Here is an 18,056-nt window from a genome sequence, read left to right on the forward strand (position 1 = left end):
ATGGGAACGTCGTCGTTTTTATCGCTTTCATTGGTGCGCTAACTGCGGCTTATTGCCGAACACACCAGATGTGCATCACCCGCAGAGGCGAGTGCATCGTCGATACACGGAGGAATTCATGGCAAGCATCAGTGCAGCGGCACCCGTTTCGGCACAGGTCGCGCCCGGCTCCGCCCCAGTCCTGTCGGTGGCCAACCTCAACGTCGCGTTCCAGACGATCGACCATTCCGGCCGCATCGGCTGGACACCGGTGGTCAACGACGTCTCGTTCGATATCGGGCCGCGCGAGACGCTGGCGGTGGTCGGGGAATCGGGGTCGGGCAAGAGCGTAACCTCGCTTGCCATCATGGGCCTGCTGCAGCGCAAGCAGGCGCGGGTGTCGGGTCAAGTGATGTTTGGCGGGCGGGACCTGCTCAAGCTTCCGGACGACAAGATGCGCACCATTCGCGGCAACGAGATCGCCATGATCTTCCAAGAGCCGATGACCAGCCTCAATCCGGTCTACAGCATCGGCGAGCAGGTCAGCGAAGTGCTGATCGAGCACAAGGGGATGACCCGCGAGGCCGCCGACAACGAAACTGTCCGGCTGTTCGAGCGCGTGCGGATCCCGGCGGCGCGGTCGCGACTCAAGGATTTTCCGCACAATTTCTCGGGCGGCATGCGTCAGCGCGTACTAATTGCCATGGCGCTGGCCTGCAATCCAAAGCTGCTGATCGCGGATGAGCCGACGACGGCGCTGGACGTCACCATCCAGGCCCAGATCGTCGAACTGATCAAGGAACTGCAGGCCGAGCAGGGCATGTCGGTCATGTTCATCACCCACGACATGGGTGTGGTCGCCGAAATCGCTGACAAGACCATCGTCATGTACAAGGGCAATGCCGTCGAAAAGGGTACCACCGACGCCATTTTCGCTCACCAGCAGAATCCCTATACCAAGGCCTTGCTGTCGGCGGTCCCCCGCCTGGGCTCGATGACCGGCATCGAACGACCGATGCGCTTTGCCGTGGTCGACAAGAAGACCGGCCTTTCCGACGTGCCGACGCAGACGCCGGACACAGTATCCCGTGTCGGGGCGCCGCTGCTGCAGGTGACCAACCTGGTCAAGCGCTTCGACATCCATTCGGGCATGATGCGCAAGGTGGTGGCGCGGGTGCATGCGGTGGAGAACATCTCGTTCGACCTGCGCGTGGGTGAAACGCTGGCGCTGGTGGGGGAGTCGGGGTGCGGCAAGTCGACCACCGGGCAATCGATCCTGCGGTTGCAGGAGCCCAACGGCGGCAAGATCATGTTCGACGGCAAGGACCTGCGCACGCTGAGCGGACAGGAGATGCGCGACATGCGCACCGAAATCCAGATGATCTTCCAGGATCCCTATGCCAGCCTCAACCCGCGCATCAAGGTGGGCGACGCACTGGCCGAGCCGATCCTGACCCACAAACTGGGCGACAGGCGCTTTGCGCGCGACAAGGTGGCCGAACTGATGCAGCAGGTCGGGTTGACGCCGGAAATGGCCAATCGCTTCCCGCATGAATTTTCGGGCGGCCAGCGCCAGCGCATCTCGATCGCCCGAGCCCTGGCGCTCAACCCCAAGCTGATCGTGGCCGACGAGGCGGTCTCGGCGCTCGACGTGTCGATCAAGGCACAGGTGGTCAACCTGTTGCTCGACCTGCAGGCCAAGCTCAAGCTGGCCTATCTGTTCATCTCCCACGACATGGCGGTGGTGGAGCGGGTCAGCCACCGCGTTGCCATCATGTATCTGGGCGAGATCGTCGAGATCGGGCCGCGCGCTGAAATCTTTGCTAATCCGCAGCACCCCTATACGCGGCGCCTGATGGCGGCTGTGCCGATCCCCGAGCCGGCGCGGCGCCACATCAAGCGGCCGGTATCGAACGACGAGATCAAGAGCCCGGTTCGCCCGCCGGACTATGTCCCCGTGCAGCGCGGCTTCACCGAAGTGTCCCCCGGCCACCTGGTGCAGGCTTTCGGGGAAGAATGGGCCAAGTCGGCCTGATCTGAAGTCTTGCCAGTCAAAAATCGGCGCCGGCTTGTGGTCGGCGATCGCTGACCCACGTCTGTCGCAACCCCAGAGGAGCAAATATGTCTCAGTACATTTCCGGCATCGACCACATCGAGTTTAACGTCGACAATCTGGAAGAAATGGTCGCCTTCCTGAAAAAGGCCGGTTTCACCGAAACGCGCCGCACCGAACATACCGGCGGTTCGGTGGAACTGCGTTTCCCGGGTGGCCCGGACGCACCGATTTTCGAGATCAACCAGTCCGACGACGAGCCAAAAGGCTTCCAGCATATCGCCATGCGGGCCACCGACATCGACGCGGCCTTCAAGGACTATGAGGAAAAGGGGTTCGAATTCATCCGCCCGCTGTATGGCCAGAAGCCGTCGTCCAGCGGCCGCCGAATCTTCAATCTCAAGGATCCGCAGGGCAACAAGCTGCAGATTTCCACGCGCATCGAGGATTGATTGCCGTGGAGAGGACCGCAGCGAGCGCGCAGGACATTGCCCTGCGCCAGGAAATGCTGACCTTTGACTCGTGCCTCGTTTCGGACGCGCTGGAGCGTCTGGGGCTGCCGCAGGGTATTGCCGGCATCAACCGGCAGGCGACGGGCAAGCGCATCTTCGGCGCCGCGGTGACGGTGACGCTGGCGCAGCACGATGGCACGGTGGCCAAGCGGCACCTGGGTTCGGCGGCGATCGATGTGGCGCAGACCGGCGATGTCATTGTGATCCAGCATAGCGCGCGCGACGATTGCGCGGGCTGGGGTGGGCTGTTGTCGACGGCTGCCCGGGCCAAGGGCGTTGCCGGCGTCGTCGTCGACGGGCTGGTGCGGGACATCGACGAGAGCGAGGAACTCGGCCTGCCGGTGTTCGCGCGCGGCGTGACGCCCGTGACGGCGCGCAACCGGGTGTCGGAGGTGGCGACCAACGAGCCGGTCAGCATCGGCGGGATCACGGTCATGCCGAGCGATTATGTGCTGGCGGATGGCAGTGGCGTGGCGATCATTCCGCGTGATCGGCTCGACGAGGTTGTGGCGACCGCGCGCGCCATGCTGGCGGTCGAGAACGGTATTCGCGCCGCGCTGGCGCGGGGCGTGCCGATCAGCGCGGCGATGAACGAGATCTACGAGACCCTGCTCAAGCCCCAGACCTAGTCGAGTTCGATGGTCGTGGCATCGAACAGTTCATCGACCACCAGGCGCCGCGGCAACAGCCGCTGCGTCCAGGCCATGTCGATGGCGACTTCGAGGTTGCGGCGGTTGGTTTGGGCGCCAAATGGAAGCGCATCCAGTCTAAGTTCGAGCTTGGGCGCGGCAGCTTTGGCGCGCTTGAGTATGCCGTAGATCGCCCGCACCACATCGGGGCGCCTGGTTGAGAGTTCGGCATTGACCACGAACATGTGGTTGAGCTGGAGCGCGCCGAACTGGGTGTACCAGTCACGTGCGGCCCGCGCCGGGTCGGCGAACAGCGTGCGCATGGCGGGATTGGTGTTTGGCCTGGCCAGCACCACCGCATCCACGTCGCCCGCAAGCAGCAGGTTCTCAAGCGATCCGTCGTTCAGTGCGATACGCTCCACATTGGCGGGATCGCGCCATTCGGCGAGGTGGCCATCCTCATGGGCGAACCAAGTGATGCTGTCGATGTCGACGCCGAACTGCGCCTGCAGGATGGCGCGGGCCCAGGTGACCGTAGTGACGGTGTAGGAGCGGATGCCTATACGTTTGCCGGCAAGCTGGGCTGGCTCGGCGATGTCGCTGTCGGCGCGCACCGCCAGAAACACGTGCTGAAAGCGGCCGAGCACCGTCGCGGGCAGCAGGACCAGCGGTTTGTTGTAGGCCTTGGCCTGGAGGAACGTCATCACCGACAACTCGCTCGCCTGAAAGGCGTTCTCGCGCACCAGTGGCTTGAAGCCCTTGGACACCGAAGCCGGGCCGCAAATGTCCAGGGTCACGATGGGAGAGGTGATTTCGCCGGTGAACAAGCCATGCGTGTTTGGCCGGTCTGCGAGGTGGGTGCGAACGGACAACGGCGTCATGGCATGGCCCCTGATTGGGCGGCAGCGATGTGGGGGGCAAGGCGCGGATAGACGCGCAGGGCGTTGCCGCTGAAGATTTTTTCCTTGTCGGCAGCGGACAAGGCGCTGTTTTCGACCATTGGCTTGGTGTCGTCATAGGTGCGGCCGGTCTCGGGGTCGATGCCGCGCACCGCGCCGATCATTTCGGAGGCAAACAGGATATTGTCGGCGGGGATAACCCTGGTCAGCAGGTCGATGCCTGCCTGATGGTAGACGCAGGTGTCGAAGAACACGTTTTGCAGCAGGTGTTCGCCGAGCGGGGGCCGACCCATGTCCTGAGCGAGGCCCCGATAGCGGCCCCAATGGAACGGCACGGCGCCGCCGCCATGGGGGATGACGAAGCGAAGCTGGGGAAAATCGCTGAACAGGTCCGAGGTCAGGAACTGCATGAAGGCGGTGGTGTCGCCGTTGAGATAATGCGCGCCGACGCCATGGAAATTGGCGTTGCACGAGCAGGAGACGTGTACCATGGCGGGCACGTCTAGCTCGACCATCTTTTCGTAGAACGGATACCAGGAGCGGTCGGTCAGAGGTGGATCGCGCCAAAAGCCGTCGGTGGGGTCCGGGTTGATGTTGCAGCCGACAAAGCCAAGCTCGGTGACGCAGCGTTCAAGTTCGGCGACGCTGTTGGCCGGTGAAACGCCGGGCGACTGCGGCAATTGGCAGACACCGGCAAAGCGGTCGGGGTAGAGCGTGACGCAGCGGTGAATCAGGTCGTTGCAAATGCGGGTCCATTCGATACTGGTGCTTTCGGGGCCGGAATGGTGCGACATGCCGCCTGCCATGGGTGAAAAGATCACCATGTCGATGCCACGCGCCCGTTGCTGGGCAATCTGGTTGGCTTCCAAAGTCTCGCGCAATTGGTCGTCACCGATGCGCAGTGTCGGGGCAGCCAGAGCGGGGTCGATCAACCGGGCCAGCTGGCGATCACGGAACGCCTGCAGGCCACCTGGAGCAGTGGTAAAATGCCCATGGCAGTCGATGATCATCGGTTGTCTCCTCCGCGCTGTAGAACAACGTCTGGAGCGCAGCAATAAAACCGCCGGCCTGGTCGTCAAAACGAAATTTTCGAAGATCTACCCATTCCAATTGTTCTTGCCCGACGCGGATTTGCACCAGGCTTGCTCACTCGAAGCGATGGGTGCCTATGAAAATTAGTCGCTTGTAGGAGGGGTGACCTAGCAAGGATAATCGTGCGTCAACAACAAGTGGCGCGGTTCAACCGACTCCACCTGACATCGGTGCCATCCGGCGCCAGGAGGAAACATGTCTGATACCACAACACCCAATGCGGCCTTCATGTCGCGTAAAACGTTCCTGCGCGGAGTCGGCGCCTTTGGTGCCGCAGCCCTGATCGGCAAGGTTGGCCTGTTTTCCGGCGCTGCCTGGGCGCAGGAGCAGGCCGAAGGCAAGAGCGGCGGCGTCCTCGCATACAACCTGACCGGCGATCCGCCCAATTTCGATCCGCTGTCGGCAACCAGCAGCACGGTGATGTGCGTCATTGGCCCTTGCTACAATGGCCTAGTGCGCTTCGATCCGCAGTCGCCCCAGAGCATCATCGGCGACCTGGCCCCGACATGGGACATTTCCGAGGACGGCTTGAGCTATACGTTCCATCTGGTGGAAAACGCCAAGTTCCACGATGGCAAGCCAATGACCTCGGCAGACGTGCAATACACCTTCGACACCATCCGCAATCCGCCAGAAGGTACTGTCAGCTCGCGCAAAAAACTGCTGGCCGAAGTGACCTCTATCGATGCACCCGACGCCTACACCGTCGTGTTCAATCTGGGCCGTCCATCGCCGTCGTTCCTCACCAGCATGGCCAGTTGCTGGATGCTGGTGATGCCCAAGCATATCCTCGAAGTGAAGGGGCATATGAAGGAGGACATCGTCGGCACGGGACCGTTCAAGCTGCAGCAGATTTCGCAGGGTGTCAGCTACGAGCTGGTCAAGAACCCCGACTATTTCGTGCCCAACCGGCCCTATCTCGACGGCATCACCGCCTATGTCATTCCCGATAGCGGCACCACTTGGAATTACCTGCAGAACGGTCAGTTGCAGATCATGATCTCGATCCAGGGCCAGGATGCGGGCTCGTTCAAGTCCGGTGGCAATGTCGAGGTGCTCGAACAGCCATCGACGTCGTTTATCGGCATCAACTTCAACACCAAGGCCGCCCCCTTCGACAACGTCAAGGTCCGCCAGGCGCTCTCGATTGGCGTCGATCGCAACGCAGCGCTCAACGTTACCTACAATGGCCAAGGCCAGTTGGGCGGGATCGCGGTGCCTGGTCAGTGGGCCCTGCCCGATGACCAGTTGGCAACCGTGCCCGGCTATGGACCGGACGGGGCTGCCAATATCGAGAAGGCCAAGCGCCTCCTCGCGGAGGCCGGCTTCCCCGATGGCTTCGACGTCAATATCCTGGTGCGCAAGAACCCGCTGTTTGAGCCGGTCGGGGTGTTCCTGAAGGACCAATGGGCCAAGCTAGGCATCAACGCTACCATCGACATCCAGGAGAATGCTGCCTACGCCGAAGCGATCTCGTCCAAGAACTATGCGGTCAGCGCCAGCGGCGCGTCCTATGCCCTGGAAGACCCGGACTCCGTGTTCGGCGACGACTCCTTCTGTGGCGTCAACGACTGCTCGCTGGTGATCGAGGACCTGTTTGCCCAGCAGGCCGTCGAGATGGACCCGGCCAAGCGGCTTGCGCTGGTCAACCAGCTCGAACTCGAACTGGCCAAGGAATACAGCATCTATGTGATGTATTGGCGCAACCGGTTCATGGGCATCACCACCAATGTGCGGGGCATGAAGCTGCACCCCAATATCGACCAAAACCTGCGCATGGATCAGGTCTGGCTCGACGCCTGAATGGTTCGATAGCGAAAGCCAATCGCCCCATCCGATACGTTCGGGTGGGGCGATTGGCTTGGTCGGGCGCTCTTGGTTGTACGGCCCCTCCCCCTCGTGATACAGTTCAGGGCTTTTCATGGGGTGGCATCTCAGTCCCCCTTGCGAGGGGAATGTTCATGTTGGGCGCATGCAAGGGCGTCTGAGCCCCTCCACATTTAGGGGAGGGCTTGGGGTCTGCTTTTAGGACTTCGACGTGTCGGTTCCGTCCCTCCCTCCCCCTTGAGGGGAGGGTAGCGAAGCTTGGCCGAAGGCTTAGCGGAGCTGGGGTGGGGGTGGCCATGCTTGTCACTGATGGACCCCCACCCTCAATCCCTCCCCTCAAGGGGGAGGGGCTAGAGGCGCTTACACTGAACACACTCCCTCAGGGAGAGGGAGGCGCCGGAACGTGAAGGCAGGCGGTTGGGCTCAGCTGAGGGCGTCGCGTAGGGCGGTCATCACGGCGTGCACGGATTCATCGGTCACAGTCGAGCTTGCCGCCTGCTGCTTGAGCTTGAACGTTTCCCAACCCTTGGGGCCATCGGCGTAGCGGGGCACGAGATGGGCGTGAAAATGTGGGGTCATTTCGGTCATCGAGGCGAGGTAGACCCGCAGCGCGCCGGTGGCGCCGATGAGTGCCGTCGAGATACGCGCCATGGTCGGTCCCAGGTCGGCCAGTTCCGTCGCCGAAAGGGCGGTAAAGGACTCGGCATGACGCTGGCTGTGCAGCGTCATCCAGCCGAGCGCAGCATAGGGCGGCCTGGTGTGGCGCAGCACCCACAGGTCATTGCGCCAGACCAGATAGGGATCGTCGGCTCGTGCATTGGCAGTGCAGGCCTTGCAGTCGGAATGGTCCGGCATCAATGGCCCCAATAGAGTTTGGCGGGATTGGACACCAGCATGGCGTGGCGCTGCTGCGCGTCGGGCGCCCAGCGGGCAGACTGGTCGAGCAGCTTGGCGTCGTCGGGCTTTGTCACTTCGCCCGAATGTGGCCAGTCCGTACCCCACAGCATGCGATCGGGGCGGTGTTGCACCAGTCGGGTCGCCAGGTCATCGACATCGGCGTAGTCCGGAAAGCCGCTGGCCGAGGTAAAGTAGACACCCGACAGCTTGATCCAGGCGTTGCCGGTGTCGAGCAGGCGCAGCATCGTCGCGAAGGCGGCGTGGCCTATGCCTTGCGGCTGCGGGGTGTAGCCGAGATGGTCGATGACAATCCGGCAGGCCAGTTGCGCCAGCATCGGTTCGGCGTCCACCAGGGCGTCGCCGCGGGACGGCATGATTTCCATATGCCAGTCGAGGTCAGCCGCCTTGCGGCTGAAGCCTGTAAGTTCTTCCGCCGTCGCCGGCGTGCCCTTGACCAGGTAAAACCGGCCGCCGCGGACGCGCTGGCGATCGAGTTCCTGCATCTGTGCCAGCGGAGCGTCGGTCGCCACGATGGCGACGCCACGGCTGTCGTCGCCGAAGCGATCGAGTGCGTCGAGCAGGCAGGCGTTGTCGATGCCATAGCTGTTTGGCGCGACGACGACCGACCTGGTGATCCCCAGGCGCCGCTTTAGCAGGGCATAGTCATCGACGGTGCCGACGGCCCGCATCGGCTTGCCCAGCTTGGGAAAGCGCGGATCAAAGATATGGTGGTGGCAGTCGACGGCGCCGGCGGGCACCGGGAGCACGGGGGGCTCGACGCCGCTCGAATTGGGCACTGGCCGCAGCATGGTCTGGCTCATGGCTTGAGTTCCGTCAGGATTGCGGGGAGCTGCTCGGGAGCGAGCACCACCAGCCCGTCGCCGTCACCGACAATGATGTCGCCAGGCCGGATCTGCACGCCGCCGACCACAACGATGCCGTTGAGTTCGGCGGTCTCCTGGTTCCACTGCGAAGCGATGGGCGAGGTGCCGAGGTAGAAGGCTGGAAAGCCCATTGCGCGGATTTCGTCGCTGTCGCGCGTGCAGCCGTTGATCAGCACTCCAGCGACGCCGCGCCCGTGGCAGCGGGCCGAGTGGTTGCCGCCCCATGAGGCGATGTCCATGCGGGCGTTGGCATCGACCACCACGAAATCGCCAGGCTGTGCCAGCGACGTGCTTGCCTCCTTGTGACGCGTGAGGCGCTGGTCGTGTTGAGCGGGAAAGTGCTTGGGCACCTGCCTTATCGTATAGGCGGTGCCCACCACGGCACCGCCTTGCGGCCGCGTGCCGCCAAAGCCGACGATGACGGTCCGGGGCATGCCCAGCCGTTCCATCGCATCACTGATCGCGGCTGGTCGCGCCTTTGCCAGATGCGCCCGGGCCTTATCGTCTAAAGTCATATCGGCATCCTCCCATCGCCAGAGTAGGGTTGCCAAAGCGCGTAAAAAAGTGAATTAACGGATGGATCGATAATCGCTATAAGCGATGAAAAGCGGAGGTCGCGATGCCCAGCATCAAACAAGTCGAAGCCTTTTACTGGAGCGGCCAGCTTGGCAGCTTCGTCGCCGCAGCAGACCGCCTCAACACCACCCAATCCAATATTTCCAAACGCATCCAGGAACTGGAGAGTACACTGGGGGTGGAATTGTTCGACCGCTCCAAGCGCGCCATCAAAGTGACGGCCAAAGGCGTTGAGGTCATGGCCATCAGCGACCAGTTGTTGCGGGTGCACATGAACCTGCGGCAGGTGGGCAACAGCGAACTGGCACTGGCCGGGCCGTTCCGTTTCGGCGTCACCGAAGCGGTCGCCCTGACGTGGCTGGCGCGGTTCTCGCTCGACATCCAGAACGCTTTTGCCGGACTGGTGCCCATCTCCACTGTGGATACATCGATCAATCTCAACACGCTGCTGCTCGAGCGCAAGATCGACCTCGCGATCGGCACCGAACGAAACCTCGACAAGGCGCTGGTGCGCATCAGGCTCGCCGATGCCGAGCGGGTGTGGGTCGCCAGCCCAAGCCTGATCGAGCATGACCGAATCCTCACGGCTGCGGAAATGGGGGAATTGCCGATGCTGGGGCACGGTGACAGCTCGTTTCAGAATAACCTGGTTATCCAGCACCTGCGCGACCGCGGCATCAACCTGCGGATCGTTACGTCCTGCACCAGCATGAGCGCGCTGGCCCGCATGGCGATCGATGGCATCGGCATCACCTATCTGCATCAGGATGTGTTTGCCGCCGAAATCGCGGCAGGTCGGCTCAAGGTGATCAAGACCGACTTCGAGATACCGCCGGTGACCTATGTGGCGGCGCATCGGGACGATGTGATCAGCCCGGTGGCGGCACTGGTCGCGGCGCGCGCGGTGGCGCTGTGCGATTTTAGAAGCCATACGACACCGTCATAGGGCGCGCGGCCGGGCGAACAGCGCGGTCAGCAGGGTTGCGCCGGTGACGCCGAAAATACCGGCGACACCAAGCGGCGCCGCGATCAGTCCGGCCGCCAGCGGCAGGAAAAACTGCGCCAGCCGGTGCGCCGTGAGCCGCATCGAAAGCGCGGTGCCGCGGGCCCTGGCAGGTGCAATGTCGATGGTCAGCCCGACGGAACTGGTGAGGGCGATGCCCAGCCCGGTTCCGATCAAGACGAGCGCCAGGGCCATTTCCCGGACCGGCAATGGCAGGGCGATCAGCAACTGCCCTGCGCCGCCCATGCCCGAGGAGGCTAGCATGAGGGGCATGCGGCCGAACCGCCGGACCGCCTGGCCGAAGACCAGCCTGGGAATCAGCGAGGCGGCGGCGCGAATGCTGAGCAGCAGGCCGATGGTCGCGGGGGCAATGCCGCGCTCCTCGCCGAGCACGGGGAGGAAGGCCAAAAGCAAGTCGAGCGACGCCACGCAGATGCTGCCGGTCAGCACGATCCACAACAGCCCGGGCGTTGCGGCGATCTCGCGCAACGGCACTTTGGTCGGTTTGCGCGCGCTCTTGCGGACATGCACCACGTGCAGCAGCACAAGCGTTGCCACGATGAGCAGCGCGCTGCCAATGACCGGGATCGCCGGCAGCAGCCAGCCATCGCTTGGCAGCCCGAAAAACAGCGGCCCGACGGCCTGGCCGAGCGACATGGCGACCATGTAGTTGCCCCAGCACGGTATCGTGATGCTGGCGGGTGGCACTGAGCGAGGTGATGACCTGTAGCGAGGACAAGAGCTTGACCTGCCCGATGCCAAGGATGGCGGTGCCCAAAAGCAAGGATGGCAACGAGGGGGTCGGCAGCCACAGCACCAGACAAGCCAGCAAGGTGCACACCGCCCCGCCAGGCTCATCCGGGGCTACGGAGCCGCCATCGTTGAAGCGGCCGACCAGGATGGTCAGCAGGATCGGCAGAATCGCAAAGGTCGCCGAGAGCACACCGACGATTTCGGCACCAAGCCCGAGGTCAAGCGCCTGGTAACTGGTGTGCACCCGGGCAAGCGGCACGACCGCCTGGGCCAAAAGACTGGCGGCGAGCAGGGGCAGGACCCCCTGCATCTTGATCAGCTTGCGGGCCATCTACTTTTGCGAAAAGCCGTAAAGGGCAGCGGCATTGTCGACGAGGATGGACTGTCGCAGCGTGTCGTCCGTCACCCATTCGCCGAACAGGGTGACCAGTGCGCCCAGGTCCGGCGTCTGCTCGCTCATGTTGGGGAAAGGCCAGTCCGATCCCCAGACCAGCCGGTCCGGCCGGGCGGTGATCAGCGCATCCTGAAACGGCCGCACGTCGGCATAGCGGGGGAACTGCGCGGAGTTGCGCTGTGGCGTCAGCTTGATCCAGATGTCCTCGTGCCGCAGCAGCGCAAGCAGACGCTGGAAGCCCGGATCGTCGGTGCCGATGGCACTGTCGAACGGACCGGCCAGGTGATCGAGCACCAGAGGGACGACCTGCCCCAGCAGCGCCGTCGCGCGATCGAGAAAGCCGGTGAGCCCGATATACATTTCGGCATGAAGGCCCAGATTGGCCAATTTCGGTGCGATGGCAGGAAAATTGTCGATCCGGCTGGCGCCGCCGCTCGTGAAGCGCAGGGCGCGCACATTGCGAGATCGATAATCGGCCAGTTGCGTCTCGGCGGTGTCGGCAGGGAGAAGGGCCACGCCACGCAGGCTATCGCGGTGCTGGTCCAGCGCATCGAGCATGGCGGAATTGTCGAACTTGTAGGCGCCGCCCTGCACGATCACGCCACGCTCGAAACCAAGTTGGGCGTGGACATCGAGATAAAATTCGATAGGCGACAGCGGCATGGTTTCGTTGTCGGTCGGATAGAGCTTGCGGGCCGGAAAGATGTGGCCGTGGCTGTCGCAGGCGCCGGAAGGCAGGACCCAGCTCGATTGCACGACGGCCGGCGGCTCCTGGGAGAAACGGTCGGTCTTGCTCATTGCTGTGCCTTGCGCAGGAACTGGCGCGCGCCGTCGAGCAGCAGCTTGTTGACCCGGCAGAGGCTCATCACATCGTCCTTGAGCTTGCCGCCCTGAGCGTGGATGAGGGTCGTGGCGGCATCGACGGCCTCCAGGACTTCGTCGGGGAAGCCATCGGCCAGGCGCGCATAGCCCATGCTTTGCGACAAATCCTGCTTGCCGATGGTGAAGTAGTCGATGCCGCCCATTGCCAGCATGTCGGGGAGCAGCGCCAGCGCCTCGCGGCTCTCGATCTGCACCGAAAGGGTGATATTGGCATTGGCCCGGACCAGAGCCTCGCTCATGTCGTCAACGCCGCGCCAGAAGCTGGAGGCACGCGATCCGCCACTGGGGCGCAGACCCTGCGGCGCATAGCGACAGCTCTGCGTCGCCAGCCGCGCTTCGGCGATCGTATCGACGTGCGGCACGACGATTCCCTGCACGCCGGCATTGAGGAATTGGGAAATGCCATTGCCGTCCGCCGCCGGTACCCGCGCCACGACCGTCAGCGCGTATAATTCGGCGGCGCGGCAGCATTCCTCAATGTCGGGCAGGGAAAAGGTCCCGTGCTCAGCGTCGAGGAACACGAAGTCGAAGCCCAGCCCGCCGAGCAATTCGATCTGCAGGGGCACGGCAACGTTCATGTGAAAGCCGCGAGCCGGAATGCCGGTGGCGATGGCACGGGTGATGGCGCTGTCTCGAACCGGATTTCGCATCGAGTGAAATTTGCTTTCTAACAAGAAGGCGACGGCCGACATCGGTCGACCGTCTCAACGGAGGTGATCAGGACAACCAGACATTCTGGTAGCGGCGATTGTTGTCCGGCTCGGGATGCATGGTGTAGCCGTTGACGCGCTTGGACGTGGCGATGAACTTGCCCTTGAAGTAGAGCACCACGGTGCCAATCACATTGAGGGTTGCGCGTTCGAGCTCCCGCGCCAGCTCGACCCGCTTGGCCGGATCGGTTTCCTGGGACTGGGCTAGAAACAGCGCGTCGATCTCCGGCGAGCGCAGCCCCGAATAGTTGAGCGCCCCATCACTGGTGTGGAAGGCGCCGAACATGAAGTCCGGATCGCTGCTCAGGGCCGAGATGACATTGGTCGCAATGTCGAAATTGCGATTTTTCATTGTCTCGAAATACTCGGCACTTTCTTGGATGGCGAGGGTGGCCTTGATGCCGATCTTGGCGAACTGGTCCGCCAGGAACAGCGCCCGCGCTTCATGGGTGCCGGCCGCCTTGCGCGCCTTGAGCGTGGTCTCGAAACCATCGGGGTAGCCGGCCTCTGCCAGCAGGCGTTTCGCCTCGGCGCGATTGGCCTCGACATCCTTGCCATAGCCCGGAAAGGTCGCCAGTTCCTCGGCGCCGATCGACCATTGGCCGGGAATGAGGTGGCCGCCGACCTGGCCGTCGCCATCCATCAGCACCTTGAGGGCTTCGTCGTGATTGACCGAGAAGGCGATGGCCTTGCGCACGCGGATATCGTCGAACGGCGCCCGCGCGGCATTCATGGTGAAGGGGTCGCCGACATAGGAGGTCGCCGAATAGATCGTCACACTATCGGGGAAATCGCGTTCGGCGGCGCGAGCATCCTTGCCGGCCAGCCCGTCGTAGAAATCGATCTGGCCGGATCGCAGATAGGCGAAACGCGTCGATTCATCGGGCACGATGTAGTATTTGAGTCCATCGATGAATGGGCGATCCGCCACGTGGTAGTCGGGGTTGCGCTCCATCTCGTAGCTGACGCCGCGGATGTATTCCTTGAACTTGAACGGGCCCGAGCCGATGACGTCCTCGCTCATGGTGCCCTTGGCTTCGAGCACATGCTTGGGCGCGACGATGAACCAGCCGGTGGCCAGGCTTGCCAGTAGGCCAGGACTTGGCCGCGACAGGTTGAAGCGCACCGTATAGGCGTCTACGGCATCAATGCTGGAGACGGCTGCAAGCAGGGACTTGCGGGCGCTGATGATGCCCTCGGGCGGATCGCGCACGATGTCGAAAGTGTGCTTGACGTCGGCCGACGTCAGCGGCGTGCCATCATGGAACTTGGCATTCTGCACGATGGTGAATGTGTAACTGAGGCCATCGTCCGCTTGCACCCAGTCGGTGGCCAGGTCGCCGATGATCTGGTCCGGATGGTCGGGGTCCATCATGATCAGGCTGTTGTAGCAAGCTGCCACGACATGGAGCACGAAGGATGTGGTGCTGGCAAAGGGGTCAAAGTTCGGTGGGTCACCGGAGGTAACGAGATTGAGGATGCCGCCCCGCTTTGGCTCTTCCTGGCCAAGAGCGATGCCGGGCATTCCGAGCACGGCGCCAGCGCCGATGCCGTAGATGGCGATGTCGCGAATAAAGTTTCGTCGCGTATATGGCGACATGAGCAAGTGATCGGTCATTTCCCCTCCCAGGGTCTGCAGCAAGCTAAAAGAATGCGGTCTTCGCCAATGCCTGGCGGAGAGCGGTGTTGTTTGAAGGTTGCGGTGCGAGCGCTTGGATGTGCCTGGCGGGGTCAGTCCCAGTCGTCGACTTTCAGGTCTTCCTCCACGGCCATTCGGCGCATGGGAAAATGCTAGACCTGGATCTGCTTCAGAAAAAACGATTTATTGGACTACGAATATATTCCGTCCATGCGTTGGGCTGGCTTGCCGGCAAATCTACCAAGGTCCAATTGCAGGGTGGGCCGAAGCGTGAGGCTTTGCAGTCTGACAGCGCATTAAGGCACGACAAGTGACACACCCCGCGTTTCCATCGCGCCTGCCTACGTTGATGCTTCCGGGCCTGCTCTGCGATGACGCCCTCTGGTCCGATCAGGTGGCAAACCTGGCCGACGTCATCTCGCCCAACATCGCCAACCTCACCCTTGACGACAGCATCGGCGCCATGGCCGAGCGCGCCCTGGCCATGGCACCCGACGAGTTCGTGCTGGTGTCGCTGTCGATGGGCGGCTATGTCGCGCTCGAAATCATGCGTCGCGCACCAAAGCGGGTAAAAGCATTGGCCCTATTCAGCACCAGCGCCGCGCCCGACACGCCCGAAAGGGCCGCCAGGCGCCGGGACGCCATGGCCTCGCTGCAGCAAGGCCGCTTTGTCGGGGTGACCAACAGGATCCTCAAAACCCTCGTCGATCCAAGCCATTCCAAGGGCCCGGTAGCCCAAAGCCTCAAGGCCATGGCCGGACGCGTCGGCGGCGAAGCGTTCCTGCGGCAGCAACAAGCTATCCTCGATCGCGTCGATTCTCGTCCACTCCTGCCCTACATCAACGTGCCGACGCTGGTGGTGGTGGGCGAGAATGACGTCTTGACGCCGCCCAGTGACGCCCTGGAAATCCACCTCGGCGTGCGTCGTTCATCATTCCTGGTCATGCGCAACTGCGGCCATCTGCCAGTACTCGAACGCCCCCAGGAAGCCACCTTCGTCTTGCGTCGATGGCTGTGCGATCTCGGTGTTTAAGGCAATTATCAGCGGAAGAGCTGTTGGTTCTAATGGACGTTGCTCTTGGTCATTCGCTGGACGCCGAAGTTTGTATCGTGGGCAAGATGTTCGCGTGACCTATGGTTACCAATTCATAGACAGTCATTACCAACGGTCGTTAGCAACACGTCGGGGTATCTTGCCATCCTTTACACAATCAATTTCGCTTCGAAGAGCAGATATGCTGGATCATCATTTGTTGGGCAGCAGCAAATGCGAAGCTAGGTCGATCTTTTGGCTACCGCAGCCACTAACACCCATCACAAGCAGAGGTCCGCTTTTCAGGTAAGGTCTTGATATGTGTAATGACTGAAGTGGGGTCGCTCGCCGCCAGTCAGGTTGCCATAATCGTTCATCCAGCGGCCGCTTTGGCCGAAGGAGAAAGGTTATGGGTATCTCACAATACGACCCTGCTGCGGCAGGTAGGCCTGCCTGGAATGCCGGCAGACAGGTTGGCGCGAAACGCGCCTTGAAAGTCAGACAGATCTGGTCGATCCGCTTCTTTCTCGACCGCGAAGGCAGGATGAGGGACCGGGCACTCTTCGACCTCGCTGTGGACAGCAAGCTACGAGGCTGCGACCTGGTGAAGATCAAGATCGGCACGCTCGTGGCTGGTGCGGCGATCCGCACTCGATCCATGGTGATTCAGCAAAAGACGGGAAGACCGGTCCAGTTCGAGATATCCCCTGACACCCGGGCCAGCCTGCTTGCTTGGCTCGAACGACGCGGCGGCACATTGGACGACTTCGCCTTTCCGAGCCGGGTTATTTCGAACGGTCACTTGAGCACCCGCCAATATGCGAGGCTTGTCGACGAGTGGGTGACGGCTATCGGCCTGACGCCTGAAGAGTATGGCACCCACTCGCTACGCAGAACCAAAGCATCACTCATCTATAAGGCCACCGGAAACCTGCGAGCCATCCAGATACTGCTCGGCCACAGCAAGATCGAGAACACCGTTCGATATCTAGGTGTGGACGTTGACGACGCTCTTTCGTTGGCAGAGGCCACTGAAATCTGACCTCGGGGACTTCGCCGACGAAGATCCCGGTGGAGTCGGCGAAGCGCCCCTTATCGGTCGCTCAATAGGGAGTGGCTCGCTCCTAGAAGCGGACCTAACAGAAGTACGCCGCCAGAGGCAGCCAGCGGCCAACCTCTGCTATTGGCCACCAGGCGCGACGGTGATTGGCCTCGTCAGGCGGGCCTGGCTCAGAAGCGTTTCCCGAAGCATGTCGATAAAGCGGCGCATCGGTCGCGAAAGAGGCGAGTCCCGCAGGGTGATTATGCCGTAGTCGCTCCACGATTCGGGCTCAAGCGGGATCAGTCGAACCCTATCCGAATTGATGAAGCTGCCGATCAGCGAGGGGACGATTGAAATGCCCACGCCCTCGGCGACCATGGCAATGCTCGATTCCACCGAATGGGTTTCCACCCGGCATTGCACATTGCCTTGAGCGTTGCGCAGGCGTTCCTCGATCTCCTGGCGGTTATGCCGAAGCCGGCCGAGCAGCACGAGATCCGTGCGCACCAGATCCTCGGCCCCGATCCGCTCCTGCGCGGCCAGGTGATGGTCCGCAGGCACGGCGCACAGCATGCCGCTGGACAGCAAGGGCATCACTTCGAATCCCAGATCCTCGGTGGGCAGACGCACGAAGCCGAAATCGGCGGTGCGACCCATCACGGCACGCTCAATATAGTCATACGGTCCGGCCACCAGTTCGACGCTGATCTCCTTGGCTTCACCCAAAAAGTCGCGGATAAGCCGTGGCAGCACGGTGGTCGTCATCGAATGAGGAAACCCCATCTTTATCAAGGATTTGCCGAACCGGCCGGCACCCAGCTCGTCGGTGCGCCGTTTGAGTCGGGCCAACACATCGGCGAGTTCTCCAACTTCCTGAGACAGCAGGTGAGCCTCCGGCGTGGCCACCAGTCTGCCGCGGTCGCGATGAAACAGGTCAAACCCGATCTCGGCCTCAAGCCCGGAGAGCTGCCGGCTGATGGCTGATTGCGACAGCTTGAGCACTGTCGACGCACCAATTGTCGAACCCGTGGACATTACGGCGCGAAACACGTCGAGTTGCTTTGGCGTCATTGCGGGACCTGGAGTGCGGGACGGTTCCGACCCTAGCCCATTTATGCATTGGGCAATGCGCAAACTTCATAAGATTGCGCGCTCCCGCCAAAGCTCCTTAGCTGTCATCCAGTTGTCGCGTTTCGGGTGCGCCGCGCGACCAAGGGGACTGTGATGGGTAGGTTCGGGTTTGATGCGACGG

Annotated in this window: 17 protein-coding genes; 7 read left to right on the top strand and 10 right to left on the bottom strand. The window is 62.3% G+C overall.

Features of this window, described 5'->3' with window-relative positions:
• Positions 1 to 118: 118 nt before the first annotated feature.
• The 3 genes from ACLI1C_RS18560 (at position 119) to ACLI1C_RS18570 (ending at position 3,173) form a co-directional block, all read left to right on the top strand.
• Positions 119 to 2,014 (top strand): ABC transporter ATP-binding protein, encoded by a 1,896-nt coding sequence (locus ACLI1C_RS18560; protein ID WP_411399032.1) that lies wholly within the window; start codon positions 119 to 121, stop codon positions 2,012 to 2,014.
• 86 nt (positions 2,015 to 2,100) lie between these two features.
• Positions 2,101 to 2,484 carry a VOC family protein gene (locus tag ACLI1C_RS18565; RefSeq protein ID WP_411399033.1) on the top strand — a complete coding sequence of 128 codons (384 nt, stop codon included), beginning with the start codon at positions 2,101 to 2,103 and terminating at the stop codon, positions 2,482 to 2,484.
• A 5-nt stretch (positions 2,485 to 2,489) separates the two neighbouring features.
• Positions 2,490 to 3,173: an RraA family protein gene (locus ACLI1C_RS18570; RefSeq protein ID WP_411399034.1), complete on the top strand. Its 684-nt coding sequence runs from the start codon at positions 2,490 to 2,492 to the stop codon at positions 3,171 to 3,173.
• On the opposite strand, the gene ACLI1C_RS18575 is transcribed toward ACLI1C_RS18570, so the two are convergent.
• Together ACLI1C_RS18575 and ACLI1C_RS18580 are read right to left on the bottom strand one after the other, a co-directional pair.
• A complete protein-coding gene (locus ACLI1C_RS18575; protein ID WP_411399035.1) occupies positions 3,170 to 4,054 on the bottom strand; it encodes a hypothetical protein in 885 nt (294 codons plus the stop codon). The genes ACLI1C_RS18570 and ACLI1C_RS18575 overlap by 4 nt on opposite strands.
• The gene (locus tag ACLI1C_RS18580) at positions 4,051 to 5,082 is read right to left on the bottom strand and encodes an amidohydrolase family protein (protein ID WP_411399036.1); all 1,032 of its coding nucleotides are present in this window, start codon (positions 5,080 to 5,082) and stop codon (positions 4,051 to 4,053) included. Before ACLI1C_RS18580 ends, ACLI1C_RS18575 begins: the two co-directional genes overlap by 4 nt.
• A 277-nt stretch (positions 5,083 to 5,359) precedes the next feature.
• On the opposite strand from ACLI1C_RS18580, the gene ACLI1C_RS18585 reads away from it, so the two are divergent.
• On the top strand, positions 5,360 to 6,967 hold the full coding sequence (locus ACLI1C_RS18585) for an ABC transporter substrate-binding protein (RefSeq protein WP_411399037.1): 1,608 nt from the start codon (positions 5,360 to 5,362) through the stop codon (positions 6,965 to 6,967).
• A gap of 447 nt (positions 6,968 to 7,414) precedes the next feature.
• Here the strand turns inward: ACLI1C_RS18585 and ACLI1C_RS18590 are convergent, their stop codons facing one another.
• The 3 genes from ACLI1C_RS18590 to ACLI1C_RS18600 are packed head-to-tail and all read right to left on the bottom strand — an operon-like array spanning position 7,415 to position 9,287.
• Positions 7,415 to 7,846 carry an HIT family protein gene (locus ACLI1C_RS18590; protein ID WP_411399038.1) on the bottom strand — a complete coding sequence of 144 codons (432 nt, stop codon included), beginning with the start codon at positions 7,844 to 7,846 and terminating at the stop codon, positions 7,415 to 7,417.
• Positions 7,846 to 8,709 (bottom strand): amidohydrolase family protein, encoded by an 864-nt coding sequence (locus ACLI1C_RS18595; RefSeq protein WP_411399039.1) that lies wholly within the window; start codon positions 8,707 to 8,709, stop codon positions 7,846 to 7,848. The genes ACLI1C_RS18590 and ACLI1C_RS18595 overlap by 1 nt, the downstream gene beginning before the upstream one ends.
• A complete protein-coding gene (locus ACLI1C_RS18600; RefSeq protein WP_411399040.1) occupies positions 8,706 to 9,287 on the bottom strand; it encodes an RraA family protein in 582 nt (193 codons plus the stop codon). The genes ACLI1C_RS18595 and ACLI1C_RS18600 overlap by 4 nt, the downstream gene beginning before the upstream one ends.
• A gap of 104 nt (positions 9,288 to 9,391) precedes the next feature.
• On the opposite strand from ACLI1C_RS18600, the gene ACLI1C_RS18605 reads away from it, so the two are divergent.
• The gene (locus tag ACLI1C_RS18605; protein ID WP_411399041.1) at positions 9,392 to 10,294 is read left to right on the top strand and encodes a LysR family transcriptional regulator; all 903 of its coding nucleotides are present in this window, start codon (positions 9,392 to 9,394) and stop codon (positions 10,292 to 10,294) included.
• Here the strand turns inward: ACLI1C_RS18605 and ACLI1C_RS18610 are convergent.
• The 4 genes from ACLI1C_RS18610 to ACLI1C_RS18625 form a co-directional block, all read right to left on the bottom strand.
• Positions 10,289 to 11,017 (bottom strand): MFS transporter, encoded by a 729-nt coding sequence (locus ACLI1C_RS18610; RefSeq protein WP_411399042.1) that lies wholly within the window; start codon positions 11,015 to 11,017, stop codon positions 10,289 to 10,291. The two genes, ACLI1C_RS18605 and ACLI1C_RS18610, sit on opposite strands and share 6 nt — an antisense overlap.
• A 418-nt stretch (positions 11,018 to 11,435) precedes the next feature.
• Positions 11,436 to 12,296: an amidohydrolase family protein gene (locus ACLI1C_RS18615; RefSeq protein ID WP_411399043.1), complete on the bottom strand. Its 861-nt coding sequence runs from the start codon at positions 12,294 to 12,296 to the stop codon at positions 11,436 to 11,438.
• The gene (locus tag ACLI1C_RS18620; protein WP_411399044.1) at positions 12,293 to 13,030 is read right to left on the bottom strand and encodes an HpcH/HpaI aldolase family protein; all 738 of its coding nucleotides are present in this window, start codon (positions 13,028 to 13,030) and stop codon (positions 12,293 to 12,295) included. Before ACLI1C_RS18620 ends, ACLI1C_RS18615 begins: the two co-directional genes overlap by 4 nt.
• A 67-nt stretch (positions 13,031 to 13,097) precedes the next feature.
• Positions 13,098 to 14,708, bottom strand: coding sequence for an ABC transporter substrate-binding protein (locus tag ACLI1C_RS18625; RefSeq protein ID WP_411399045.1), 1,611 nt, complete (start codon positions 14,706 to 14,708; stop codon positions 13,098 to 13,100).
• A 415-nt stretch (positions 14,709 to 15,123) separates the two neighbouring features.
• Here ACLI1C_RS18625 and ACLI1C_RS18630 point away from each other — a divergent pair, with 415 nt between their 5' ends.
• Both ACLI1C_RS18630 and ACLI1C_RS18635 read left to right on the top strand, forming a co-directional pair.
• Positions 15,124 to 15,762 (top strand): alpha/beta fold hydrolase, encoded by a 639-nt coding sequence (locus tag ACLI1C_RS18630; protein WP_411399046.1) that lies wholly within the window; start codon positions 15,124 to 15,126, stop codon positions 15,760 to 15,762.
• A 409-nt stretch (positions 15,763 to 16,171) separates the two neighbouring features.
• On the top strand, positions 16,172 to 16,804 hold the full coding sequence (locus ACLI1C_RS18635) for a tyrosine-type recombinase/integrase (protein ID WP_411399047.1): 633 nt from the start codon (positions 16,172 to 16,174) through the stop codon (positions 16,802 to 16,804).
• A gap of 138 nt (positions 16,805 to 16,942) precedes the next feature.
• Here the strand turns inward: ACLI1C_RS18635 and ACLI1C_RS18640 are convergent, their stop codons facing one another.
• The gene (locus ACLI1C_RS18640) at positions 16,943 to 17,875 is read right to left on the bottom strand and encodes a LysR family transcriptional regulator (RefSeq protein WP_411399048.1); all 933 of its coding nucleotides are present in this window, start codon (positions 17,873 to 17,875) and stop codon (positions 16,943 to 16,945) included.
• Positions 17,876 to 18,056: the final 181 nt, after the last annotated feature.

It is taken from the genome of Devosia sp. XGJD_8, from assembly GCF_046614475.1.
Lineage (GTDB): Bacteria > Pseudomonadota > Alphaproteobacteria > Rhizobiales > Devosiaceae > Devosia.